19 protein-coding genes, 2 tRNA genes and 1 pseudogene are annotated in these 24,997 nt (G+C 71.2%); 7 read left to right on the forward strand and 15 right to left on the reverse strand.

Going from position 1 to position 24,997, the window contains the following annotated elements:
• Positions 1-87: 87 nt before the first annotated feature.
• From denD to ABT147_RS27170, 10 genes are all read right to left on the reverse strand, one after another.
• Entirely contained in the window at positions 88-1,143 is a 1,056-nt protein-coding gene (gene denD / locus ABT147_RS27125) for a D-erythronate dehydrogenase (protein WP_351410689.1), read from the reverse strand.
• Between the two features lie 78 nt (positions 1,144-1,221).
• Positions 1,222-1,295: transfer RNA gene (locus tag ABT147_RS27130), tRNA-Pro, on the reverse strand.
• A gap of 47 nt (positions 1,296-1,342) precedes the next feature.
• Positions 1,343-2,593, reverse strand: coding sequence for an FxsB family cyclophane-forming radical SAM/SPASM peptide maturase (locus ABT147_RS27135; RefSeq protein WP_351410692.1), 1,251 nt, complete (start codon positions 2,591-2,593; stop codon positions 1,343-1,345).
• Positions 2,590-2,820: a hypothetical protein gene (locus ABT147_RS27140; protein WP_351410694.1), complete on the reverse strand. Its 231-nt coding sequence runs from the start codon at positions 2,818-2,820 to the stop codon at positions 2,590-2,592. The genes ABT147_RS27135 and ABT147_RS27140 overlap by 4 nt, the downstream gene beginning before the upstream one ends.
• Positions 2,821-2,992: 172 nt before the next feature.
• Positions 2,993-6,949, reverse strand: a complete 3,957-nt coding sequence (gene fxsT, locus ABT147_RS27145; protein ID WP_351410696.1) for an FxSxx-COOH system tetratricopeptide repeat protein — start codon at positions 6,947-6,949, stop codon at positions 2,993-2,995.
• A gap of 75 nt (positions 6,950-7,024) precedes the next feature.
• Entirely contained in the window at positions 7,025-8,269 is a 1,245-nt protein-coding gene (locus ABT147_RS27150; RefSeq protein ID WP_351410698.1) for a TIR-like protein FxsC, read from the reverse strand.
• 388 nt (positions 8,270-8,657) lie between these two features.
• Positions 8,658-9,569, reverse strand: a complete 912-nt coding sequence (locus tag ABT147_RS27155; protein ID WP_351410891.1) for a YceI family protein — start codon at positions 9,567-9,569, stop codon at positions 8,658-8,660.
• Positions 9,570-9,685: 116 nt separating this feature from the next.
• Positions 9,686-10,753, reverse strand: coding sequence for a maleylacetate reductase (locus tag ABT147_RS27160; protein ID WP_351410700.1), 1,068 nt, complete (start codon positions 10,751-10,753; stop codon positions 9,686-9,688).
• Positions 10,753-11,673 (reverse strand): intradiol ring-cleavage dioxygenase, encoded by a 921-nt coding sequence (locus ABT147_RS27165; protein WP_351410701.1) that lies wholly within the window; start codon positions 11,671-11,673, stop codon positions 10,753-10,755. The genes ABT147_RS27160 and ABT147_RS27165 overlap by 1 nt, the downstream gene beginning before the upstream one ends.
• A gap of 16 nt (positions 11,674-11,689) precedes the next feature.
• Positions 11,690-13,459, reverse strand: a complete 1,770-nt coding sequence (locus ABT147_RS27170; RefSeq protein ID WP_351410703.1) for an FAD-dependent oxidoreductase — start codon at positions 13,457-13,459, stop codon at positions 11,690-11,692.
• Positions 13,460-13,801: 342 nt separating this feature from the next.
• Here ABT147_RS27170 and ABT147_RS27175 point away from each other — a divergent pair, with 342 nt between their 5' ends.
• A complete protein-coding gene (locus ABT147_RS27175) occupies positions 13,802-15,874 on the forward strand; it encodes a helix-turn-helix domain-containing protein (protein ID WP_351410705.1) in 2,073 nt (690 codons plus the stop codon).
• A 315-nt stretch (positions 15,875-16,189) separates the two neighbouring features.
• Positions 16,190-17,023: a class II glutamine amidotransferase gene (locus ABT147_RS27180; RefSeq protein ID WP_351410707.1), complete on the forward strand. Its 834-nt coding sequence runs from the start codon at positions 16,190-16,192 to the stop codon at positions 17,021-17,023.
• 75 nt (positions 17,024-17,098) lie between these two features.
• Here ABT147_RS27180 and ABT147_RS27185 read toward each other — a convergent pair.
• Positions 17,099-17,172: transfer RNA gene (locus ABT147_RS27185), tRNA-Pro, on the reverse strand.
• 99 nt (positions 17,173-17,271) lie between these two features.
• Between ABT147_RS27185 and ABT147_RS27190 the strand changes: the two genes are divergently transcribed.
• Positions 17,272-17,796: a DUF309 domain-containing protein gene (locus tag ABT147_RS27190; protein WP_351410709.1), complete on the forward strand. Its 525-nt coding sequence runs from the start codon at positions 17,272-17,274 to the stop codon at positions 17,794-17,796.
• A gap of 474 nt (positions 17,797-18,270) precedes the next feature.
• The gene (locus ABT147_RS27195; RefSeq protein WP_351410711.1) at positions 18,271-20,358 is read left to right on the forward strand and encodes an MDR family MFS transporter; all 2,088 of its coding nucleotides are present in this window, start codon (positions 18,271-18,273) and stop codon (positions 20,356-20,358) included.
• On the opposite strand, the gene ABT147_RS27200 is transcribed toward ABT147_RS27195, so the two are convergent.
• Positions 20,344-21,117: a sulfite exporter TauE/SafE family protein gene (locus ABT147_RS27200; RefSeq protein WP_351410713.1), complete on the reverse strand. Its 774-nt coding sequence runs from the start codon at positions 21,115-21,117 to the stop codon at positions 20,344-20,346. The two genes, ABT147_RS27195 and ABT147_RS27200, sit on opposite strands and share 15 nt — an antisense overlap.
• A 184-nt stretch (positions 21,118-21,301) precedes the next feature.
• On the opposite strand from ABT147_RS27200, the gene ABT147_RS27205 reads away from it, so the two are divergent.
• From ABT147_RS27205 to ABT147_RS27215, 3 genes are all read left to right on the forward strand, one after another.
• Positions 21,302-22,111 (forward strand): alpha/beta hydrolase, encoded by an 810-nt coding sequence (locus tag ABT147_RS27205; RefSeq protein WP_351410714.1) that lies wholly within the window; start codon positions 21,302-21,304, stop codon positions 22,109-22,111.
• A gap of 82 nt (positions 22,112-22,193) precedes the next feature.
• Positions 22,194-22,469 (forward strand): WhiB family transcriptional regulator, encoded by a 276-nt coding sequence (locus ABT147_RS27210; RefSeq protein WP_351410717.1) that lies wholly within the window; start codon positions 22,194-22,196, stop codon positions 22,467-22,469.
• A gap of 13 nt (positions 22,470-22,482) precedes the next feature.
• Entirely contained in the window at positions 22,483-22,965 is a 483-nt protein-coding gene (locus ABT147_RS27215; RefSeq protein WP_351410719.1) for a Dps family protein, read from the forward strand.
• Positions 22,966-23,010: 45 nt separating this feature from the next.
• Here the strand turns inward: ABT147_RS27215 and ABT147_RS27220 are convergent, their stop codons facing one another.
• From ABT147_RS27220 to ABT147_RS27230, 3 genes and pseudogenes are all read right to left on the reverse strand, one after another.
• Positions 23,011-23,475 (reverse strand): SDR family oxidoreductase, encoded by a 465-nt coding sequence (locus tag ABT147_RS27220; RefSeq protein ID WP_351410893.1) that lies wholly within the window; start codon positions 23,473-23,475, stop codon positions 23,011-23,013.
• Positions 23,397-23,597 (reverse strand): annotated as a pseudogene (locus ABT147_RS27225) (cupin domain-containing protein); the annotation flags it as partial. The gene ABT147_RS27220 and the pseudogene ABT147_RS27225, both read right to left, overlap by 79 nt.
• Positions 23,594-24,955: an amidohydrolase family protein gene (locus ABT147_RS27230; protein ID WP_351410721.1), complete on the reverse strand. Its 1,362-nt coding sequence runs from the start codon at positions 24,953-24,955 to the stop codon at positions 23,594-23,596. The pseudogene ABT147_RS27225 and the gene ABT147_RS27230, both read right to left, overlap by 4 nt.
• Positions 24,956-24,997 lie beyond the last annotated feature (42 nt).

Genomic DNA, 24,997 nt, shown 5'->3' on the forward strand with positions numbered 1-24,997 from the left:
TCGTACTGGGTGTACTCGGGCTTTCGGGCGGTGCGGCGAGAGTGCGTGCCGGGCGTCGCGCGGCAGGCGCCACTTTCGCAACAGGCCCTAGTCGTTCCATCGCCCCCGGCCGGGCTGTCGTTCTCCGAGCGTCGGGTCGGCCAGGACCGCGTCGGGATGGTCGGCGAGGTAGTCCCGTACCACCGAGGCGAAGCTCGGGTCGGGGGCCAGACCGAGCGCGGCGGCGCGCGTGTGGTCGAAGGCGGCGGGCCACGAGCCCACGAGGGCCTCGACGGCGGGGTCGGGTGCGACCGTCACCAGGTCGGCGACGGCGTCGCCGGCCACCTGCCGCAGCGTGGCCAGCATCTCGGCGACCGAGACGGTGAGCGCCGGAAGGTTGACCGGCAGCCCGCCGTCGAACCGGCCCCGCCCGGTGCCGCGCTCGGCCTCCGCGATGCGGAGGATCGCCTCGACCGTGCGCCGTGGCGAGGCCAGGGCCACCCGCAGGTCGGGACGTACGGGACAGATGGCGGGGAGGCCCGCGAGGGGCTCGCGGATGATGCCGGACAGGAAGCCGGAGGCGGCCGCGTTGGGCTTGCCGGGCCGCACCGACACGGTCATCAGACGGGCGACCCGTCCGTCGACGAAACCGCGCCGGGTGTAGTCCGCGATCAGGTGCTCGCAGACGAGTTTCTGGATCCCGTAACTGGACCGCGGCGTGGGCAGGGTCGACTCGCTGACGACCGGCGGGAGCGGGAGCGCCGGGTCGGAACCGTAGACCGCCACACTGCTGGAGAACACCAGTAGCGGCACCGGCCCGCCGGCGGCCGACTGCGCCCGGGCGGCTTCGAGGAGGGCGCGGGTGGTGTCCAGGTTGGCGCCCATCCCGAGGTCGAAGTCGGCCTCGCACTCGGCCGAGACGGCGGCGGCGAGATGGACCAGCACATCCACCGGCTCCGCGAACACCTCGTCGAGACGGTCGGTCAGGTCACCCCGTACGACCTCCACGAGCGGGTCGGACACCGCCCCCGCCCCGGACGGCACGATCCGGTCGGCGAGCACGAGGCGATCGATCGGCACCCCCCGGAACGTCCGCGTCGCGAGCAGCCTGTCACCGACCTGCCGCCCCAGAAACCCGAAGCCACCCGTGACGACGATCCTCATGCGGTGTCCCCTCCGCAACCGAGAAGGGGCCGTCCCGGATTGCTCCGAAACGGCCCCTTGTCCCGCGACTTACTCAAGTCGGGACGACAGGATTTGAACCTGCGACCCCTTGACCCCCAGTCAAGTGCGCTACCAAGCTGCGCCACGTCCCGTTCGCGCTGTTCACGGAGTTCATGTGAACACGCAGGTAAACCCTACCCTACGCGCCTGCGCCGTCCGGGTCGGGCAGGCCCCGCGTGGCCCCGGCGAGGTCGGCCCGCACCCGGGTGCGGATGTGCAGGATGAGCGCGGCCAGGTCGGCGCAGTAGACGGAGGGATTGCGGAAGCCGCTCCCGGGGGCATACCGATGGGCGAAGAGCCCGCCCCCGCAGACGGCGATCAGGGGGCAGCGTCCGCAGACGGGCCCGAGCCCCTCGGCGCCGGACTGCCGTTGACGGATCAGCGGCTGGTCGAGGACGTCGTCGAGGGAGTGGCGGAAGACATCGAGTCCTGTCTCCGGCGCCCCTTCGTAGGCGACCTTGAGGGAGTCGGACTGCTCGATGGAACCGTCGGTCTCGATCACGGCCAGTGTCGCCGGGGCCAGTCCGACGGACTCGGTGCGCATCGAGCCCCCGAGCACGCCCGCCATCAACTCCTCGAAGAGCCGGACGCCGGTCTCCCGTACGGGAGCGTCGTACCAACGGTCGAACACCTGCCGCAGCCAGTCCGCGTACGGCGTCTCCCCCGGGTGGGCCGTCGCACCGTGGGAGTCCACCGGCGGGGCGGCGGGTATCCGGTCGCGTCGGTCCGTGAGTCCGGGGGGCGGGGTGTCCCAAGTGCCGTGCGGCAGAAGGAGGTCGATGCGAGGGGGGCGTGAGGCGAGCAGCGCCTCGTACGTGTCGACGGGATCATTGGCCAGGTCGATCGTGCACAGGAGGCCCGCGTACAGGGGGCGGTGTTCGGCGGATCCCAGCCGGCCGAGTCCCTCCATCACCCGCGCGTGGCTCCCCTCGCCCTTCGGGAAGCGGCGGTGCCGGTCGTGGCCGGCCCGGGTGCCGTCGAGGCTGACGCTGACGCCCACCCGATGCCGGTGGAGCACGTCCAGGATGTCGGGGGTGAGCAGCACACCATTGGTCTGCGTCGAGAAACGGACCGGGACTCCCGCAGGTGCCAGTCCTCGCCCGAGAACCCCGAGCAGTTCCCCCAACCGCCCCGCCCCCAGCAACAGCGGCTCCCCACCGTGCAGCACGATCCGGACGTCGGGCAGACGATGTGTCACGGCGTGCTCGGCGATGCGCCGGGCCACCTGCTCGGCGACGGCCGGTTCCATGACTCGGGGTTTGGCGCGCCAGCTGGTGTCGGCGGAGTGGTAGACGTAGCAGTAGTCGCAGTCCAGGTTGCAGCGGCTGTGCACCTTGAGGACGAACTGCCGCAAGGACACGGGCGTCGACCGGACCGGCGAAGAGGTCACTCCATCGACGCTTCCGCTGCGTAGGTGAGCGAGGGAAGCGAGGACTCGAACTCGGCGACGTACGAAGGCTCCGGATGCGCGGCCTCCCAGGCGAGACGGCGCAGTACGTGACCGAGGGCGCTGTTCTCGGCGACGGTACCGGGGCGGTCCTCGGCGGGCCTGACCGGACCCGCGCTGGCAGGGGCGCGTCCCGCAGACACATCCGGCGAGGACAAGAAGGGTGACACCGCACTCCTAGGGGCCATGCTGACACGGGACGTCCGCCCGGCGGGTGACGCCCGTGGCGGTGAGCGGAGAATAGCAGCGAAGCAAAGGAAAACGGCAGGAAGCAACACAAAGCGCCGTAAAGAAGACCTCACCCTTCCGGATGGGACTCACCCTGCTCCCCGGGGCACGGAATCAGAAGGTGAAGGGTGGCTCGATGTCCGCGTCCAGTCGCACCCCGCTGTCCACCGCCTCGTAGGTCGGGTGGTCCACTCCCAAGGTCTGGGCGGCGAGTTGCAGGGCCCCACTGTAGTGCTCCTCCGACTCCTGAGTCACACCAGCCCCCGCGAGGTCGACCGCGAGGTTGGAACGCAGGGTGACGACGTCGTAGTGGTCGGCGCCCAGAGTCTCCAACACCCCGGCGAGCGCCTCGCGTTCGAGCGCGATGGCGGCATCCGTCTCGCCGGTGTCCACCAGGCAGTTGGCGTAGTTGATCATCGCGTCCAGGGTGTAGGGATGCCGTTCCCCGAGGGTGTCGGTCAGTGCCCGCAGGGCGCGTTCGGAGGTGGCGCGGGCGGCCGCCGCGTGGCCGCCGAGCCGCAGATAGATCGCCAGGTTGTTCTGGCATCCGAGCGTGTAGGGGTGCGATTCGCCCAGGGTCTGCCGCTGGCGGGTCAGGATGTGATCGGCGTGATCGCGGGCGCTGTCGACATCACCGAGGGCCGCGAGCACATTGGCCAGGTCGGCACGGGCGGCCAGGGTGTCCGGGTGGTCACGACCCCGGTCCTCCGCGTACATCAGATGGACGGACGCGACGAGTTCGCGGGCCTCCTCGTAGCGGCCGGACCGGCGCAGCGCCACCGCGTGGTTCCGCTGTGTGGACAGGGTCTGGGCGTGGCGTGGGCCGAGCCGTTCCCACAGCAGTTGGCAGGTCTCCTCCAGCAGTGCGAGGGCGGCCCGGAGGTCGCCGGTCTCGCGCAGGTCGCGGGCGTAGTTGGAGGCCGCGCTGAGGGTGTAGATGTCCGTGGGGCCCTTGAGGTCGAGCCGGTCGCGATAGACGCGCCGGTGGATCTCCAGTGCCGCGCGCCGGTCCCCGCACAGATACTCGGAGACACCGAGATTGCTGGCGTGCATGGACAGCCGCAGGTCGTCGGGCGGCCAGACCGCCTTGCTGGCCTGGTAAGTGGCGCGGTCCCACTCCCGGGCCTCGGCGTAACGGCCCAGGGCGTTGAGGTCGGCGGCCACGTTCGCGGCGGCGATCAGCGTACGACGGCGACCCGGACCCATGAGGGCGGCCAGCCGTCGGTGGACGTCCAGGTCGTTGCGCCAGGCCTCGCGCGAGGCGCCCTGCGAGCGCAGGATGTTGCCGAGCTGGGTGCGCAGGCTCAGCACCTGGATGTCGTCCGGGCCCAGGCGCTCGGTCCACTCGGCGAGGACGCGCTCTGCGGTGTCCCGCCCGGAGCCCAGCAGATTGCGGCGCCACAGACAGCGGACCGTGTCGATGATCCACTGCTGCACCCCGGGATCGTCGCTGCGTGCCGCCCGGCTGGGCCACAGATGGGGCAGCAGCTGCGCGTAGCGCGGCCAACTCTCGGGTGCGCCGGGGAACTTGGGGTTGCCCGCGGCCAGTACGGAGTGCACCACCGCACGCAGTTCCAGACGTCGTTCCACGGGCATCGAGTGGCGGATCTCGGCCTGCACCAGGCGGTGGACGACGACCGTGCCCTCCTCCTGGTCCGCCTGGGCCAGCCCGAACCGGTTGATCTCCTGGAAGACCTCGCTGATGGTCACCTCGTCCCGGGGTTCGTCCTCGCCGAGCGTGAGGGCGTCCATCAGGGAACGGGTGTAGAGCAGTTCCATGGGAATGGGATCGGCTCCGAAGAAGGAGCAGATCTCCAACAGGTCCGCTGCGGCAGGGCTGTTGGCTCTGATCTCCTCCAACGACACCAGCCAGCCCGCCATTTCCAGCGAGCGTTTCTCCGTGCGCTTGAGCAGCTCCGTCGCATGGGTGCGCAGCAGCTGCAGATAGCGGTCGACGGGCATGGCCGTGGCGCTCAGCCACACTGCGGCCTGGTGCACGGCGAGTGGGAGGTCGCCGAGTTCGTGGGCGATCTGCCGACTGCTGTCCGGGGCGAGGCCCGGGTTGTGCCGGCCGAGGAGGGCCACGCTCTCGGACCGGCTGAACACCTCGACCGGCAGGACGTCTCCGGCCTCTTCCCAGGTGCGGTCGCGGGAGGTGACGAGCACATGTCCGCCCCGGGAGGTCTCGGCGGGAAGCCACTCGGCGGTCTCCTCCGGTGAGCCGGCGCTGTCGAAGACGATCAGCCAGTTGCGGTACGGCGTCCCGCCGGCCAGGGCTCTGAGCACCCGTTGGGCGGTGAGCGCGGTGTCCTCCCCGTGCTCGATGCCGAGTTGTGGTGCGAGACGGGCCAACTCGGTGGCGATGACGGTGGGTTCGGCGGCCGGCACCCACCAGACCACGTCGTAGGAGCCACGGAAGCGATACGTGTACTCCAGTGCCGTCTGCGTCTTGCCGACCCCGCCGAGGCCCACGAGCACCTGAGGCCTGGAGGAGTCCTCCGCGGTGAGCCGGTCCCGCAGCTCGTGCAGCAACGCGTTCCGGCCGGTGAAACCGCCGTTCCTCGGTGGCAGCGACTCGACGGACGGGTTGGTGCCCGGATAGCGCGGGGGTTCGGCGGTCAGCGGGGCGGGCGCGCCACGTCCCGGGGTCGGCGCCGAGGGCGGCGGGCCGACGCTCTGCCGCAGCCGTCGTACCGCGTTCACCGCGGTGAGATGGGCGATGCTGGGGGCCGCGGCGAGGTCGAAGGGCGGTTCCAGGGCCCGTTCGCCGCCGTGGACACGGACGGCGATCAGCTCGGGCGCCAGCGCGCGTTCCCTGCCGGTCAGGGCCCGCCAGAGCGCGGCGGACTGCGGTACCTCGGCGTACTCCTCGGACAGCAGGGCGAGGACCCGGCCTTCCTCCGCCAGGGCGCGCACCACCTCCGGGGCTGTCTCGCCGGACCCGGTGGCCGTGATGTCGTGCAGGGTGACGCGGAAGCCTGCGGTTTCGAGATGCCAGGCCGCCCACTCCGCCCAGATCCGGTCCTCCGGCGCGTAGCTGACGAAGAGACAGGCGCTGATGGCCCGGCTCTTGTTCATGTACGCGGTGAGCAGCCGCTGCCGCTCCTCGTCGGGCAGCGGCACGCCCCGCCGGACCTCGCCGTCGGTGAGCCAGTCCGTGAGCCGCTCGCAGGCCTTGAGCACGGTGCCCTCCTGCAAGGGCCGGTCACCGACGGGCGCGACGATCTCCTCGTAGGCGTAGAACGTCTTGTACGGGATCTCCACGTCGCCCCAGTACCGTTCGACGCTGCCTTCCTCCAGCCAGGACAGATGGCCGCCGAAGACCTCGCGGGCGCGGTCGCGGCTGATCTCCAGGCGATCGCGCTCCGCGTCCTCGACGCGCATGGGCACCGGCAGCAGCCGTATCGGCCGGCGGGAGCCCTTCGTCACGGCGCGGGCCACGTGCGCGGAGCCGCGCATGTTCTGCACGTTGTAGACGAAGCCGAGGACGAGCGTGTCGGGGAGGAGCACCGTGCAGATGCCCGAGCTGTCGGTGACGCCGGTGCGGCTGTCGATCAGGACGTAGTCGTAGCGGGCGGCCATCTCCTCCCGCAGCTCCAGCAGGAACGATCCGCCGCCGAGCCGTTCGTAGAAGGCGTGCCAGTCGAAGGAGGTCACGGAGTCCGAGTAGGCGGCGTTCTGCCGACCTGCGGGCAGGAAGTCCAGCCGCCCGCCGCTCGCGAACCTGAGGTCGAGGCCGACGACGTACGGCGTGAGATCAAGTGTCCGGCGGAACCAGCCGTCGTCCTCGGGGACCTCCTCGCGGCCGGGCAGGAGCACCGCCTGCTGGTAGGCGCGCAGCAGGTCGATCAGCCCGTCGGTGTCGCGCAGTTCGGGGTCGGTGAGCAGTGGGTGGAAGTAGCTGTGCAGGCCCGGGGCCTCCAGGTCCCAGTCGACGGCCAGGACGCGTTTGCCCCGACTGGCCAGGATCCAGGCCACGTTGGCCAGGGCCATGGTGCGGCCGACGCCACCCTTGAACGAGTAGAAGGTGACGACCTGGCCTCGGCCGTCCGGCGCGCTGGAGGGGCTCATCCGGTCTCCTGGGCAGTCGTGGTCGGACGGGAGGACGGTTCGTCGGGCGGGTGGTTCCTGTCGTCGGGCGGGTGGTCAGAGCCGGGGCATCGACGGTGGCGGCGCGCCCGGCGGCAGCCGTCGGACATGGCCGCTGGCGGCGATCCGGTTCTGGGTCACGGTCACCGCGCGGGCCAGCATGTCGTCGAACTCGTGCTGGTCGACGGGGGCCCAGAACACCGGGTCATGGGGGTCGTTGCGGCGCATCCAGTTCCGTTCGAAGACCCTTCTGACCGCGTCCCACAGTGCCTGGTTGTCCGTGCCGGACTCCCGGTCGTGCTCGTGGCAGGGGACGAGGACCGCGGTCGTCGGGTGGTACAGCTCGTCGTATCTGAGGAGCGCGCCCCGGTACGGCGCCTCGGCCGCCGACCAGGCGTCCACGAGCAGGACACACGCCTGGTTGAGGTGGCGGGCCCGGTTGAGGTGCCGGATCAGCTGGGGGCTCACCGCCTCGACACTCGCGGTGTGTCCGTCACCGGTGATGACCCGCTTGGCCCGCTCCACCACGGTCGGGATCCGCGGTGGGCTGTAGGGCGCCCACATCCACGGCGCCTCCCCGTAGTACGCGGTGTGCGAACGGCCCACCGGGGGCTGCTCCTTGGTGCAGGCCGCGACGAATATCCGGACGTGGCCGGTGAGTTCCGGCGTCTCGTTGACCGGGAAGCAGCCCCGCACCTCGGAGAGGTCGAAGGCGGGAGGCTCGTCGATGGGCAGGTTGAAGGGGTCCGCCGCCATGCGCACCCGGCGGGCCACCTGCTCGACGACATGCCGGTACGCGGGCCCTCCCGGGTCCGACTGCATCAGCTGCAGCAGCCCGTGTCTGAGGTACTCCTCCCCCAGCCCCGGTTCGGTGTACTGCACGGCCCTGACCTCGGCGGGCATCCTGCGCTGCGGCACCGGTTCCCAGAGCACCGGGACCAGCGCCCGCGGCGGTACGGAGGTCATCTCCTGGTAGCGCCGCACCCGCGCGGCGAAGTGGGTCCACTCCTTGCCGCAGTACTCGCTGCGGAAGTACGCCGGCGAATAGAGCGCGACCATGGACCTACAGGAACCGACGGCACGGCTCAGTTCCAGCAGCCAGTCGTCGCCGAGCATGATGTTCACGACGTCACGGAAGGTGGGCTGCCGGGCCGATACCGAGCCCGGGAGGTCGAGGGCCTCCAGCAGGTCGTTGTAGAACCGCCCCACATACGCCGCCCGGTCGTCCTGCCTCGCGTAACTGAGAAAGAAGTACGGCTGTTCCAAGGCGCCCCCCAGCATGCCCCACCGCATCGACGGCATCGAAGGTCCTACCCTGCCGCCGCCGATCTCAGACATACGGACGACCACCGAGTGAACACCCGGCTACCGGGACCGAGTTCGGGCCGAGGGACCGAGTTCGAGCGGCGGTCCCGAAGCGGCCGAGGCCCTGCGGGCGGGTTCGCCCGTGGGGCCCGGTCGTCCTTCTCCGTCTCCGCGATCCGCCCGAGTCAGGGGGTGGTCGGGGTCGAGCACCGCGGTGAGCCCCTCGTACGCTTCACGGCCCACCGTCACGGCCCACCGTCACGGCCCGCGGTGCTCGCCGTTCTCGGACAGGTCCGTCGCGTGGTTCAGCAGGCAGGTGAGGGTAGGGGTGGCGAGGGCTGTACTGCAGCGGGGTTCGGGGTCGGGACACAGAATGCGCTCCGGGCTATTCCGGGGGCGTAGGCGTGTCGTGTGTCCGGTACATCGCCTGGACGTCCAGCTCCAGTTGGATGGTCGGGCCGACGACCGCGATGCCGCGGGCGAGCATGGAGCGCCAGTTGAGGGTGTAGTCCTCGCGGTGGAGTTCGGACTTGGCGAGGGCGGCGCAGCGGAGCTCCTCGCCGTAGCCGCCGTTGACGGTGCCGAGGTAGGTGGTGTCCAGGGAGACCGAGCGGCTGACGCCGTGCATGGTGAGGCTGCCCTGGAGGGTCCACTTGCTGCCGCCGCGGTAGGCGAAGCGGGTGCTGGCGAAGTCGATGTACGGGAAGCGTTCGACGTCGAGGAAGTCGGCGGAACGCAGGTGTGTGTCACGGGTGTTGTTGCCGGTGGTGATGCTGGACGCGTCGATGCGCACATGGACGCGGGACTGCGTCATGTCCTGGGCGATCATGAGGCCGCCCTCGAAGCGTTCGAAGCGGCCGTGCACATGGGCCATCCCGACGTGCTTGGCGATGAAGCGGATCGCGGTGTGCGGTGGGTCGAAGAGCCAGGTGCCGGGGGGCGGGAGTTCGAGCCCCCTGGCCGACTGCAGCCACACCCGCTCCCGGGTGGCACCGGCGTCGGCGACGATCTCGACCGTCTCGCGGTGCGGTTCCAGGCCCTCGGCCATGATCAGCATGCTGTAGGTGCCCGGCGGCAGAACGGCCATGAACAGGCCGTACGGGTCCGTGGTGCCGCGTGCGGCGACGCGGTGGCTGCGCAGTTCCGTCACCGTGACATCGGCCGCGCCCATGGGTTGGTTCACGGGGTCCAGGACCTCGCGGAGGACGGCACCCGCGCCGTCCGGGACCGGGAGCGTGGTGCCCGCGGTGCCTCCGGAGGCACTCTTGAATCGCCGCCGGAGCAGTCCGAGGGGCATGGTGGTCACCTTTCGGTTCTTCGTCGTCTCGCGTCGTCGTTCGCGTCGGCCAGTGAGTCGTCAGGATCGGTCAGGGTCGGTCAGTGCGTCGGGCGGTGAGTCGGTCGGTGAGTCGGTCAGGGCCACACCGGAGGCCGGTCGCCCGCGTACGCCGCCCTCAGGATCTTCAGGGCGTCCGCCGCCGTGGTCGCGCGCGGGTTGGGGTACGCCTTCCCCGTCACCTCGTCTGCCGCCGCCGTCAAGTCGGCCTCAGCGAGGCCCAGTTGGGCCAGGGAGCGAGGCGCCCCCAGGCTGCCCGAGAGGTCCCACAGGGCCTGGGCGGGGGTGTCGGTGTCCAGGGCCCGGCCGAGGGCCGCCATGGCATCGGGGGCGGCCGGGGCGTTGTACGCGAGGGCGTACGGGAGGACGACCGTGTGGGTCTCGGCGTGAGGCAGGCCGAAGGTGCCGCCCAGGACGTGGCACAGCTTGTGGTGCAGGCCCATGGTGGTCGCGCCGAGCGCGGTGCCGCAGAGCCAGGCGCCGTAGAGGGCCCGGCCGCGCGCCTCCAGGTCCCCGGGGTCGGCCGCCACGTCGGGCAGCGCGCCCAGCATGGCCCGGGCACCCTCCTCCGCCGTCAGCGACACGAGCGGCGAGGCGTCCGGCGCGTACAGGGCCTCCGCGGCGTGGGCGACCGCGTTGATGCCGCTGGTCACGGAGAGGGGCACCGGGAGGGAGAGGGTCAGCTCGGGGTCGTAGACGACACTGCGCGGCAGGACCGAGGGGGCGCGGCCGGTGCGCTTGGTGCCGTGCTCGGTCAGGCCCCAGACCGGGGTCATCTCGGAGCCGGAGTAGGTCGACGGGACGGCGATCAACGGCAGTTCGGTGCGGAGCGCGATCGCCTTGCCCAGGCCGATCGCCGAGCCGCCGCCGACCGCCACGCAGCCGTCGGCGTCCGCGTCCCGTGCCGCCAGGACCGCCCGGTCGGCCACCTCCACCGGCACATGCTGCCGCGCCTGCGCGAACAGCCCGGCGCACGCGTCGCCGAGCGCGTCCGCGACCGCCCGGGCCGTCTCGGCTCCTCTCGGTCCGCACACCACCAACAGCCGTCGCAGGCCCAGCTGTTCGGCCTCCCCCGCCACCGCCGTCACCGACGCGCCGGGGCGCATGACGATCCGCATGGGCTGCGCCTCGTACACGAACTCCATTACGACCGCTCCGAGTTGTGAGCGTCAGCTGTGTCAAGGGTGCTGTCGTGGGCGTTGTCGAGGGTGTTGAGGACGAGGTCGAAGCGGGCGTGGCGGAACGGGTTCGGGATGCCGAACTCCTGCGCCAGGGACGGGTCGTCGGTCTCCGCGAAGTCCTGGACCAGGCTCTCCTTGACCGCGAAGACGGCGTCCGAGTCGAGGTGGTCGCTGCCGGCCACGAAGATATGGGTGGTGACCGGCGCGTGGTGCTCGGCCGAGGCGATGAAGTGGATGTGGGCCGGACGGTAGGGGTGCCGGGCCGTCGCCCGGAGGAGGTCGCCGACCGGGCCGTCCGTGGGGATGGGGTACGGGCTCGGCACACAGGTGCGGAACCAGAAGCGGCCCTCGCCGTCGGCCGTGAACAGTCCGCGACCGTTGCCCGCCGGCTGGACGTCGGGCTGCTGGACGTCGTAGTAGCCCTCGGCGTTCGCCTGCCAGACGTCGAGGACCGCGCCCGGCAGCGGAGTGCCGTCCTTCGACAGCACGCGCCCGCTGATGACGCACGGTTCGCCGCCGCCGACCAGGTCGATGTCCGCGCCGAGTTCCCGGACCGGCGACTCGGTCATGTGGAACGGGCCGAGGACCGTCGACTCCGTCACGCCGCCGCGCTCGTCGCTGTTGATCGTCTCGACGAGCATCGAGACGCCGAGGACGTCCGACAGGAGCACGAACTCCTGCCGGGTGTCCGTGCAGGTCTGCCCGGTCGCCGTGAGGAAGCCGATCGCCCGTTCCCACTCCGCCATCGTCGGCTCGGTCTCGCGGACGAAGGCGTGCAGATGGCGGGTGAGGGCGGCGAGCAGCTCGCGCAGGCGCGGGTCGGCCGTGCCGTCGAGACTGTCGACGACCGCCTCGGTCAGGTGGGTGGTGAATTCGGTGGCCATGTCCCTGTTCATGCCCCTATTCAAGTCCCTGTGCGTGCCCGAGGATCCGCCGCACCGCGTCGGTCAGCAAACGCTCGGCCTCCTCCGGTGACCCGGCCGCCGTCGCGTGACGGAAGGCGACGTACCCGTCCGGCCGTACGAGGAGGACTCCGGCGTCGGCCACCTCGCTGAGCCGCGCCCAGTCGCCGTACGGGTCCTCGTACTCCTGGCCGGGGCCGATGACGGCGGTGGCGATCTCCAGGTCCTGGGCGTCGGCGGCCCGGATCCAGTCGGCGCCGCCGATGCCGGTGAGCAGGGTGAAGCGGCCCCGGCCGACGGTGTCCAGCGTGGAGAGGGTGCGGGTGCCGGAGGTGATCCAGGCGTGCGGGAGCTTGGCGCCCGGGCGGGAGGTCGGCTGGTGGTACAGCTCGGGATCGCGGTCGAAGCCAGGGTCGGGCGTGCCGTCGGGGACGACGGCCTCCGATGTGTACCGCTGGTTGAGGTCGACGCCGTGCGCGTTGAACTCGTACACCTTGAACGCGATCGCCTCGCGCAGCGCGGCCCGCTGCTTCTCGGCGGCCTCGGTGGCGTTCTTGCGGGCGGCGATGTTGGCCCACAGCTGTTCGGGGGTCTGCGGGGAGAGCCCGTCGAGCGCCTCGAAGACGGGGGCGGTCTCGCCGATGGACTTGTTGGCGCGGGTGACGATCTGCCGGCCGATCGGGGCGCGTTCGGCGGTGTAGGTGTCGAGGAGCTTGGGCGAGGCGGTGCCGTCGAGGACGAGCTTGAGCTTCCAGGCCAGGTTGTAGGCGTCCTGGATGGAGGTGTTGGAGCCGAGGCCGTTGGACGGCGGGTGGCGGTGAGTGGCGTCGCCGGCGCAGAAGACCCGCCCGTCGGAGTACGTCTCCGCGTACATCTCGTTGACGGTCCAGGCCGAGGACGACTTGACGGTCACCGGGATCTCGTCGTCACCGACCAGCCTGCGGACGATCGACTCGGCGTACTCGGTGGTCAGGTCGGGGGCGCCGGCCGTGACGTCGTACCCCCAGACGATCATCCACTCGTTCCACGGCCGTACACAGCGGACCAGGCCCGCGCCGATGCCGCCGACGGTGGCGCCCGGGGCCAGCACCCAGTAGAGCGTGGACGGGCGGTGCGCGGTGTACTTCGTCAGGTCCATGTCGAAGACGATGTTGATGCTGCCGGCCACGCCCATCTGGCCGCCCATCGGCAGTCCGGCGTCCTCGGCGATCTGGGAGCGGCCGCCGTCGGCGCCGATGAGGTACTTGGCGCGGATCGTGTACTCGTCGCCGCGCAGCCGGTCCTCGACGGTGACCGTGACGCCGTCGTCGTCCTGGACGAAGGACTTGTAGACCGTACTGAAGCGCAGGTTGCTGCCGCGCGCGACGGCCGCGTCGACCAGCACGGGCTCCATGAGGTGCTGGGGCATGTCGCACATCCGGGTGGGGCTGGCCAGCTCGTGCGCGGCCTGGACGAGCGGGTCGTTGCCCCAGGAGCGGACCCGGCCCAGCTCCTCCCCCGCGAGGCTGGTGCAGAAGGTCGTGTCGCCCATCAGGTGCTGCGGGGTGGCCTTCGCGACGACCTCGTCCTCGACGCCGAGGTCGCGCAGTACCTCCATGGTGCGCTGGTTGGTGATGTGCGCGCGGGGCGTGTCGGCGAGACTCGCGTAACGGGTGACCACGATGTTCGGGACGCCGTACGTACTCAGGGCGAGCGCGGCGGAGGCGCCCGCCGGGCCGCTGCCCACGATCAGTACGTCGGTCACGACATCCGGCTCGACGGTGTGCACGGGAGACGCTCCAGGGATGAGAACAGGCACCGGCCGTTCAAGATCATGGACGGCTGGGCGGGAGCGTGGGTGTCTCAATAAGAGACAGTGCGTGCGGTTTGCCGGGCAGGGGCGGGGCGGGGGCGGGGTGTGTACGGGGTACGGGTACGGAGGTGGGGCCGTGTGCGTTCAACGCCACGGGTGGGGCGGGGCGTGCCGGGGGGCTAGTGCGGGGCAGGGTGTGCCGGAAGGCGTGTGCGGGGGCGTGTGCGGGGGCGTGTGCGGTGCGATGGGGCCCGCCGCCCGTCGCGTTCCGGGGTGGCTGTCGCCTCTTCCACCTCGCCGGGTACGGTGAGTGCCGTCGTGACCACCGCGGAACACCTCCCCGCCCACCCTGCCCTGGCGACGCTGCGCAGGGCCCGCGAGCTGTTCCTCGAAGGACGCCAACTGCCGGACGGTGTACCGGAGGAGATCGTCGCCGCCTGGCGGCGCGCCCGGTTCTTCGGCGTACGGCACGACGTGCCGGACTCCGCGACCGACGCGCCCCGCGAGTACGCCGGCGCACCCCGCAATGCCGTACGACCGGACGAGCCCGCCCTGTTGGCCGCGGCCCGGCCGGTGCTCGAACGGCTCGCCCCCGCCGTGGGCACCGGGCGGACGGCGCTGCTGCTGACCGACGAGCGGCTGCGGGTGCTGTGGGCGACCGGATGCGCGCCGGACGACCCCTGTTGCGAGGACCTCTCCGAGCAGGTGGTCGGCAACAACAGCGCGGCGGTCGCGGTGCGCACCCGCCGCCGGGCGGAGGTGCACGGACCGGAGCACTTCCTCGATCTGTGGCAGGACGTGTCCGCGGTGAGCGTGCCCGTGCTCGCGCCCGATACCGGGCGGACCCTCGGCACGGTGACCGTCACCTCCGGGCTCTGCGCCGAGTGCGCCCCGCACCCATGGTCGTCCCTCGCCGAGGCCGCGGCCGGTGCCGTCGAGACGGAGCTGCTGGCCCGGTCGCAGCCGGCCGAGCGGGTCCTGCTGGACGCCTATCTGCGGGCCGCGCGGGAGCCGGGGCGAGCGGTCGTCGCCCTCGACGGCCGCAACCGTCTGGTGAGCGAGGCCGCGGGGCGGCTGTTGTCACCGGAGGGGTTGGAGGCGCTGGAGCGGGGGGTGGTCGCGCTGGTGCGGGACGCGAATGGCGGGGAGAGGGCTGGGGGTGGGAGGCCTGGGGGTGGCCGCCTTTCGGGTGCGACGGCGCCGGATGCCATGGCCGAGGACGTGTCGGGGGTGATGGCGGAGCCTGGTGCCGAGGGGGCGCCCGTACCCGTACCCGTAGTCGTAGCCGTGGCCGAAGGCGTCACGGGTACGACCGGCCCCGATCCCGAGGCGGCGACCGAAGCGGTCCCAGGCTCGGCGGAGCCCGAGCGCACCCCCGAGCCGGACCCCGCAGCGGTGTCCGTGACCGACGCGGCCGACGCAACCGACCCGGCCAACCCGACTGACGCGGCCGACACAACCGCCCCGGCGGGAAACTCGTACCGTATCCGGCTGCCCGACGGTGTGCGGTGTTCCGCGGCGGTCGCCCCGGTGTCGCACCGGGGTGCGGTCATCGGTGCGGTGGCAGTGCTGGAGCCGCTGGGACGTGTGGCCCCCGAGCCGGTCGGGCGGGGTGTCGTGGCGTTGGCCGGGGACTCGGTGCCGTGGCGGCACGCGGTGGGCCGGGCCACGGAGTTGGCCAGGTCACGCGAGCCGCTGCTGCTCGTCGGCGAACGCGGCACCGGAAAGACCGCGCTCGCCCACGAACTGGCCCCCGAACTGCTGGTCGTGGACGCGGCGGAGGGCGAACCGGGCTCCCTGCTCGACGAGTTGGCGGCAGGCCACGCGCTGCTCATCCGCCATGTCGAACGGCTCACACAGCCCGACATCGCGACGCTCAACTCACTCCTCGAAACGCATCCGGGCACACCCCTGCTGGCCACCTACACGCCCGGAACACCGCCGGGCCCCTGCCTCCAACGGCTCCTGGACACCCTGGCCGCCCGCTCGGTCACCCTCCCCGCCCTGCGTGAACGGCCGGAGGACATCAAGGAGTTGCTGACGGCCCTGGCTCCGAAGCCAGCCCCCGGACAGCCCCCGCTCACCTGGACACTGGACGCCCTGCGCGCCCTGGAACAGCATCCGTGGCCCGGCAACGTCACCGAACTCGTCCATCTCGTAAGGGCGTTGGCCGAACAGCGGCGCGCGTCCGGGCCCGTCCGCCGCGCCGAACTGCCGGACGCCGTGCGCGAGGGCCCGGCCGCCCGGCGCCTCAGCCCCATGGAGCACGCCGAACGCTCCGCCATCCTGGAGGCCCTCCGCCGCAACGGGGGCAACAAGGCCCGCGCGGCGGCGTCCCTGGGCATCGCCCGTGCCACGCTGTACCGGAAGCTGCGGGGCTATCGGGCCTGACGGCCGGTCTCCCACCCGACGCGGACCCGCCCGACGCACACCCGACGCCCACCCGACGCGGACCCGCCCTGAGGTCCCCCGAAGGCCGACCGGCTGCCGACCGGCCGTTCGACCGACCGCCGACCGGAGGGCCGGTCGTGTGGCGATCATCAGACGGCCGCACGACCATGGGAGGGCCGGTTCACCCGTTCGGCCGGTTCGACGCACGTCCCACACAACCGCTCACCCGTTCGATACGTTCGACCTGCTCGACTCGTTCGACCTGTTCGGACCGTTCGGCCCGTTCGGCCCGTTCGTCAGGAAGGTGGTAGCCCGATGTGCCGGTGGCTCGCCTACTCGGGAACGCCCGTCCTGCTCGACACGATCCTCTACAGGCCGGCGCACTCCCTGATCGACCAGAGTCTGCACTCCCGGCTGGGCGTCGAGACCACCAACGGTGACGGGTTCGGCGTCGGCTGGTATTCGCCCGACCTGGAGACCCCCGCCGTCATCCGCGACATCGGCCCGGCCTGGAGCAACCGCAATCTGCGGGAGATCGCCGACCACGTCCGATCCCCGCTGTTCTTCGCCCACATCCGGGCCTCGACCGGTACGGCGGTGCAGCAGACCAACAGCCATCCGTTCCGCCACGGCCGCTGGATGTGGATGCACAACGGGGCGATCGCCGACTTCCATCTGATCCGGCGGGACCTCGCCCTGGCCGTCGACCCGGAGCTGTTCGCCAGTATCGAAGGCCAGACGGACTCCGAGCTGATGTTCTACCTGGCGCTCACGTTCGGACTGGAGGAGGACCCGCCGGGCGCCGTCGCGCGCATGGCCGGCCTGGTGGAACGTACGGGTCATGAGCACGGCGTGGAGTTCCCGCTGCAGATGACGGTCGCCGTGACGGACGGCCGGTCGCTGTGGGCCTTCCGCTACTCCAGCCAGAAGACGTCCCGCTCGCTGTTCTACAGCACCCGCGTGGAGACACTTCGCTCCCTCCACCCCGACCTGGCGTTCCTGCGGGAGGTCTCCGACGAGACCCGCCTCATCGTCTCCGAGCCCCTCGGTGACATGCCCGGCGCCTGGAACGAGGTCCCCGAGAGCAGCTACGGCGTCGTCCGGCCCGGAGCGGACGAGCTGCGTTCCTTCACGCCGCAGCCGGTGTGAGCGCACGCCGCGAGCACGACAAAGGGGCCGTCCCGGATTGCTCCGAAACAGCCCCTGAGCTGCGACTCTCTCAAGTCGGGACGACAGGATTTGAACCTGCGACCCCTTGACCCCCAGTCAAGTGCGCTACCAAGCTGCGCCACGTCCCGATGCGCTGTCCGCAGTGAACCGCGTGATCGCGCACTGAGAACTTTACCGTACGTCGGCCCCTGCCCCGCAGCCGGTGAGCGGCGGGGGACAATCGAGGCATGAGCGGGACAGCGGATGACGGGACGGCACGGGGACAGGGACGGGACCGGGACGAGGAGGGGCGGGCGCGGAGTGCGCGGCCCCGGGACGGGCTGGGGCGCCCGTTGCCGTACGGGGCGCCGGGGGTGGAGCGGCAGCCCGAGGGGGTTGTGCGGGATCCCGAGGCGACGGTCGTCGAGGCGCAGGCGCTGCTGGACGCGGGGAAGCCGTTCCACGCACACGAGGTCTTCGAGGACGCCTGGAAGTCCGGGCCGGACGAGGAGCGCGCGCTGTGGCGGGGGCTGGCCCAGCTCGCGGTGGGGCTCACGCATTCGGCGCGCGGGAACGTGAAGGGTGGGGCGATGTTGCTGCGGCGGGGGGCCGGTGCCGTGGAGGACTGGGGCGCCGGGAGTGGCCGGCCGCGGCCCTACGGGGTCGATCTGGCCGGGGTGGGGGTCTGGGCTCGGCGGTTGGCCGGGGTCGTGGAGGAGGAAGGGCATGCGGTGGACGCGGGGGCGTGGGCGCCGCGGTTGCGTGGCGACTAGGGCACCGGGGCACTGGGGTGAGCGGTGCGATGTCGGGTGCGGGTGCGTGGGGCTTCTCGCGCAGTTCCCCGCGCCCCTAAAAGCTTCAGGCCCCTGCGGGCCTGAAAGACCCCGGCCCCGCAAGCCTGAAAGGCGACGGGCCGGTGGGCGTGAAGGCGACGGGCCCGTGGGCCTGAAAAGCGGCCAGCCGGTGGGCCTGAAGGCGGCCGGCTGGCGGGCCGGAAAGGCGACGGTCCGGTAGGCCCGGCGACGGGGCCGCAGGCCTGAAGGCGATGGAGCTGCGGGTTGAAAAGCGACGGGGCTGCGGGTTGAAAAGCATGGGGCGCAGCCCCTGCTTTTCAGGGGCGCGGGGAACTGCGCGGCCCGCCCCCACCGGACCCGCACCCGCCGACGAACCGAACCCCCCACCCCGGAAGGCGCACCCAGCGCCGGCTCCGGCATGCACGGTCGGGGCACGGGTGTGATCGTGACCGTGTGACGATCACCCGTGACGCCGCCGCCCCGCCCGCCGCGCAGGCGCCCGTGCTGAGCAGGCGGCAGCGGAATGTCGTCTTCGTGACGATCATGCTGGGGATGCTGCTGGCGGCCCTCGACCAGACGATCGTGGGGACGGCGCTGCCGACGATCGTGTCGGATCTGGGCGGCGCGGAGCACATGTCGTGGGTCGTGACGGCGTACCTGCTGGCGGAGACGGTGTCCACGGCCCTGGTGGGGAAGTTCGGCGACCTGTTCGGCCGGAAGGTCGTCTTCCAGGTGTCCGCGGTCGTCTTCATCACGGGCTCGTTCCTGTGCGGCCTCGCCTCGAACATGACGCTGCTGATCGTGTGGCGGGGTCTGCAGGGTGTGGGCGCGGGCGGGCTCATGGTCACGGCGATGGCGTTGATCGCGGATGTGATCCCGCTGCGGGAGCGCGGGAAGTACCAGGGCGCGATCGGGGCGGTGTTCGGGGTGGCGACGGTGATCGGGCCGCTGCTCGGCGGGCTGTTCACCGACCATCTGACCTGGCGCTGGTGCTTCTACGTCAACGTGCCCATCGCGATCCTCGTGGTGGTGGCCGCCGCCCGCACGATCCCGGTGGTGAAGTCGGCGTCCAGGCCCGTCATCGACTATCTGGGCATCGGCTTCGTCGCGGCCGGCGCGAGCGCGCTGATCCTGGCGACGAGCTGGGGCGGGAACGAGTACGCGTGGGGGTCCGGTGTCATCATCGGGCTGTTCGTGGGCGGCGCGGTCGCGCTCGGGCTGTTCTGCTGGGCGGAGACGCGGGCGGCCGAACCGCTGCTGCCGATGCGGCTGTTCCGCAACCCGGTCTTCACGGTCTGCTCGGTGCTCAGCTTCATCGTCGGCTTCGCGATGCTCGGCGCGATGACGTATCTGCCGACCTATCTCCAGTACGTCGACGGCGACTCGGCCACCGTCTCCGGCGTCCGTACGCTCCCCATGGTCATCGGGCTGCTCATCGCCTCCGTGGCCAGCGGCAACGTGGTCAGCAGGACCGGGCACTACCGGACCTTCCCTATCGTGGGCGCGTTCGTCATGGGGGTGGGCCTGTTCCTGCTGTCCCTGATGAAACCGGGTACGAGCGTCTGGCTGGAGTCGCTGTACATGTTCGTGCTCGGCACCGGCATCGGGCTGTGCATGCAGGTGCTGACGATCGCGGTGCAGAACACCGTCGACTACGCCGACCTGGGCACCGCGACCTCGGGCGTCACCTTCTTCCGTACGCTGGGCAGCTCGTTCGGTACGGCCGTGTTCGGCACGATCTACGCCAACACGCTCGCTCCGAAGCTGTCCGCCGCCGTCGAGGAGGCGGCGCGTACGGGAGTGGCGGACCCGGCGGTGATCGCGCGGGCGTCGCAGAGTCCCGAGGGGCTGCACAGGCTGCCCGCGCGGGCCGCCGAGCCGATCGTCCGGGCGTACTCCGAGACGCTCCAGACCGTGTTCCTGTGGACCGTGCCGGTGGCGGCCGTCGGGTTCGTGGTGGGACTGTTCCTCAAGCAGGTGAAGCTGCGCGACAGCGCGCGGGCCGGCTCGTCGGACATGGGCGAGGGGTTCGCGAGGCCGCCCGCCGGGGACTCGCAGCGGCTGCTGGAGGCCGCCGTCGGGAAGATCATCGGCGGTACGGAGCTGGAGACCGCCCGCCGGATCGTCCTCGAATCCGACACCCGGCTGGACATCGCGGGCGCCTGGGCGGTGATGCAGGTCGAGCTGTTCACCCGGATGGTGGGGCACGCCAACCTGACACTGATCGCCGCCCGCCGCCACATGCCCCCGGAGGTCCTGGTGCCGGTTTTCGAGCGCATGATCGAGGAGGGCTTTCTCACCCGGGACGGCACCCTGTTCTCCCACACCGAGGCGGGGGTCCGTGAGGCCCGGGTCATCAGCGAGGCCTGGGGCGACTGGCTCCGGGGGCGGCTGGAGAAGGACTACGGCCGGCCCGTCGACGGGGATCTGCGGGCCGCCGTCGACACCATCGCCAAGCGCCTGCTGCGGGAGGACCTGTCCCATGGGCTGGCCACCGGGACACGGGAGTTGAGCGCGTCCGGGGCCTCAGCGCAGCAGTAGCTGCAGGCCGCCCACGATCGTGGCCGCGATCACCAGTTGCTCGAACAGCTTCTGGTTGATGCGGTTCACCGCCCACTTGCCGAGGAAGGCGCCCGGCACCACGAACAGGGCGAGTGCGGCGTCCAGCAGCAGGGAGTGGGCGTCGATGAGGCCGAGGCCCACGCTGAAGGGGACCTTGGAGACGTTGACGATGAGGAAGAAGATCGCCGACGTGCCGAGGAAGCCGAGTTTCCGGAAGCCCGCCGAGAGCAGATACATCGACATCACGGGGCCGCCGGCGTTGGCGACCATGGTGGTGAAGCCGCCGAGGACGCCGTACGAGCGGGCCTTGACCCGGCCGGCGCGGGTCGTGATCGCGTCGGGCTCGTCGTCCTTGTCGACCGTGCGGCGGCGCCAGATGGTGACGGCCGTCATCAGCAGCAGGATCGCGCCGATCGAGGTGCGGACGATCTGGTCGTCGGCCCAGACCAGGAACAGCGTGCCGAGGACGACGCCGGCGCCGACCGCGGGGAAGAGCTTCCACAGGGTGGGCCAGTGGGCGTGCCGGCGGTAGGTCAGGACGGCGAGGACGTCCCCGACGATGAGGATCGGCAGGAGGACGCCGGTCGAGGCGCGGGCCGGCAGGACCGCCGCGAAGATCGCGAGGCTGACCGTGTTGGCACCGCTGACGGCGGTCTTGGAGAAGCCGACGAGCAGGGCCGCGAAGGCGAGGGCCGCGAACTCGGCCGTGGACAGGTGCCAGAGTGTCATCGTGTTCATGCGGAGTCCGATGCTAGGCGCACCTATCGGCACGCGACAGGACCGTCTCGCCAGTTGGCCCTGGAGCGGCCCAGGGCGATCTCCGCTCAGACGTTCGGGCTTTCGCCCCGGACGGCCCATGGACCATCGTCCGACGGGCTGGCAAGATCCCCCGGGTACCTTCACCGACGTAGTTGGAGGAGTCATGGCCGACTCGCGTGAGCACAGCTTCGCCGGTACGCGGGGCGGTGTCACCGCACGGGAATGGCCGTGCGAGGGGGCGCGGTACGTCGTGCTCCTGGTGCACGGCTACGGGGAGCACATCGGCCGGTACGAGCATGTGGCCGACGCCCTGGTGCGGCACGGCGCGGCGGTGTTCGGCCCCGATCACATGGGGCACGGCAGGTCGGCGGGCGAGCGGGTGCTGATCGAGGACTTCGAGGCCGTGGTCACCGATGTGCACTCCGTGGAGGTGCTGGCGCGGGCCGCGTATCCGGGTCTGCCGGTGCTGTTGATCGGTCACTCCATGGGCGGTCTGATCGCCGCGCGGTACGCCCAGCGGTACGGCGCCGGGCTCGCCGGGGTCGTACTGTCCGGGCCGCTGATCGGGATCTGGGAGCCGCTGAGGGCGCTGCTCGCGCCGCCGGAGGTGCCCGACGTGCCGCTCGACCCGAAGCTGCTCTCGCGGGACATGGGGGTCGGTGCCCTGTACGCGAACGATCCGCTGGTGTGGCACGGCCCGTTCAAGCGGCCGACGCTGGAGGCCATCGACCGCGCCATGGAGGCAATCTCGAAGAACGGGTCCATCGGCGCGCTCCCTTTGCTGTGGCTGCACGGCGACGACGACCGGATCGTGCCGCTGCCCGGCAGCCGTACGGGCATCGAGGAGTTCCGCGGCACCGACTGGACCGAGCGCGTCTATCCGGGCGCCCGGCACGAGGTGTTCAACGAGACGAACAGGGGCGAAGTGCTGGCGGACGTCAAGGAGTTCGTGGACGAAGTCCTCGCGCGCTGACGCCCACCGCTTTCGGAAGGACGGGTTCCATCGGCGCGGGATGCCGCGTTTTCCCCGATCCGTCCTGGGCACCCGGGCCCGCATGGAGTGGTTGCTGAGAGCTGCCTGCGTGGGAGAGGACCCCGAACTGTTCTTTCCCGTGGGCACCACGGGACCGGCGCTCGACGACGTCGCCGCCGCCAAACGTGTCTGCGCCCGCTGCCCGGTGCGCCGCGAGTGCCTCGACTGGGCGCTCGGCAGCGGGCAGACGGCCGGCGTGTGGGGCGGCATGGGCGAGGACGAGCGCACCGACCTGCTCCGCAGGGCCGGGAGCGCCGACGCCGCCCGGCACGAAGCGTTCGCCGGCATGAAGCGATGAGGAGTACTACGCAATGACGATAGTGAGGAGCAGCCTCCCCGAGCCCGCCCGCCGGATCGTGGGCGACGCGCTGCAGGAGAGCCTGGTGGATCTGCTGGGGCTCTCGCTGATCGGGAAGCAGGCCCACTGGAACATCGTGGGACCGAGGTTCCGTTCGATCCACCTCCAGCTCGACGAGGTGGTGTCCACGGCGCGGGAGTTCGCCGATCAGGTCGCCGAACGCGCTGCGGCGCTCGGGATCGCCCCGGACGGCCGGCCGGAGACCGTGGCCGCGCGGTTCGCCCTGCAGGGCCCCAAGGAGGGCTGGCTGCGGGACACCGAGGTCGTACGGCTGCTGGTGGAGGCGCTGGAGACGGCGATCGGACGGCTGCGCGAGCGGATCGACGCCACGGAGCACGCCGACAAGGTCACCCAGGATCTGCTGATCTCGATCACCTATGAGCTGGAGAAGCAGCGATGGATGTTCGAGGCCGAGAACTGGCCGCGCGAGGACTGACCGTACGACCCGACCGCGACACGACCGTACGGAGGACGTTCGTGGTCAGCGCAGCAGCCAGCCCCCGTCCACGCTCAAGTTCACCGCGTTGACGGAGCGGTTGCCGAGGAGGAAGTCCACGGCGTCGGCCACGTCCCGCATGGTCGCGAGGCGTCCCGTCGGTGTCCTGTCGATCAGGGCGCCGAGGGGTTTGCCCGACCAGAAGGGGCTGTCGCCGACGACGCCCGGGTGGACGGCGTTGACCCGGACGGGGGCGAGTTCCGTGGCGAGGGTGTGGACCAGGCCGGTGACGCCCGCGTTGACCGTGGCGACGGTGGTCGCCCCGGGGTAGGGGCGTTCCTTGGCCTGGCCGCCGAGGACGACGATGGCGCTGTCGTCGTGCAGTCGCCCTCTTCGAGGAGGTACGAGTCGTCGGGCACGTCGAGGATCACGATGCCGGACAGGACGTGGAAGCTCTCCTCGTACGAGTGGACGTGGGCGCCGGCCCTGCCGTCGGGCCGTAGTTCGCAGATGCCGAAGCCGGTGTGTACGGCGCCGTCCGTCTCGCCGATGATCTCGCGCCGCCTGAACCCCCCGCTGTCGTATGGCGGTTGGGGGGCTTCGGCGGCCCGGCGTATCACATGGTGCGTCATGCGTCCGGCTTCCGCGCCGCCACGGCCGCCAGCAGCCGGTCGCGTGACTCCTCGACCAGGCGGCGGGCCCGGCCGGTGTCCGCGAGGAGCCTGCCGTCGCGCTTGTGGACCACACCGTCGACGATGACCGTCTCCACATTGGAGACGTCCGCGCTGAGGGTCACGGCCGCCGCCGCGTCGTGCACGGGCGCCATGTTGAGGGCGGTGGCGTCGAGGGCGACGATGTCGGCCCGCTTGCCGGGGGTGAGGGAGCCGGTACGGTCCTCCACACCGGCCACGTGAGCCCCGTTGAGCGTGGCGATCTCCAGCATCTGACGTGCCGTCAACATCGTTGCCGGGACAGGCAGGTTGGCCTGCCAACAGTCGGCGTTGACCCGGCCCCGTTCGGCACCGAAGGCGGCCCGGATCTGGGTGAACATGTCGCCGGGCACGGTGGTGACGACGTCGATGCTCAGGGACGGCCGCAGCCCGTGTTCGATCGCCTGCGACACGGGCGGCCAGCCGTGTCCCATCTGGGTCTCGACCTGGGCGGCGATGGACACCGTGCCTCCGCTGTCGGCCACCATGCGCCACTCCTCCTCACTGAGGTGACAGCAGTGGACGTAGGTCGTGTCGGGTCCGAGCAGGCCCAGTTCGCGCAGCTGCCTGACCATGCCGAAGCGTCCGGCCAGGCGGCCCATGGCGACGTGCACGGTGAGAGGGATGTCCAGCTCGCGGGCGAGTCCCCACTCCTGGGTGACCACGTCGTTCGTACAGAAGCCGGGGCCGCGCGTGGCGAGTCCCATGGTCAGCAGGCCGTCGTCGGAGGCGAAGTGTTCGGCGCGGATGCGGCGTACGTCGTCGCCGGGTACCGCGATCTTGCTGTCGAACCAGTAGTCGGCGAGGGAGGTGTTGGCGCTGCCGTACGCGTACTGGGCGCGGATGCCGGTCTCCCTCAGAGCCCGGATCGCGGCGTCCGGGTGCTCGGGCGTGTTGTTGATGTGCGACCAGTCGACGAGGGTGGTGATGCCCGCGTTGAGGCACTCCAGGGTGCCGGCCAGGTTGGCGGCGTACACGTCCTCGGGGGTGTAGACGGGCGCGAAGGTGTCGAGGACGTCGACGAAGTAGTCGTCGAGGGTGGCGTCGGGGGCGCAGCCGCGGATGGACGCCTCCCAGGTGTGGCGGTGGGTGTCGACGAAGCCGGGGATGACGATACGGCCGGTCATGTCGAGCACCTCGGCGTCCACGTCCGCGTCGATCTCGCGTGCGACCGCCGTGATCGTGCCGTCCTCAATGAGGACGTCGCCCTCGGGCAGGTCACCGATGGCCGGATCCATCGAGACGACATGGCCCGAGCGCAGGAGCATCCGTTTGGTCATCGCCGTTCCTCCCAGAGGTGGGTCCGTATGAAAACTGACGGG

The sequence above is a fragment of the Streptomyces sp. NPDC001868 genome, assembly GCF_040297125.1.
Taxonomy (GTDB): domain Bacteria; phylum Actinomycetota; class Actinomycetes; order Streptomycetales; family Streptomycetaceae; genus Streptomyces.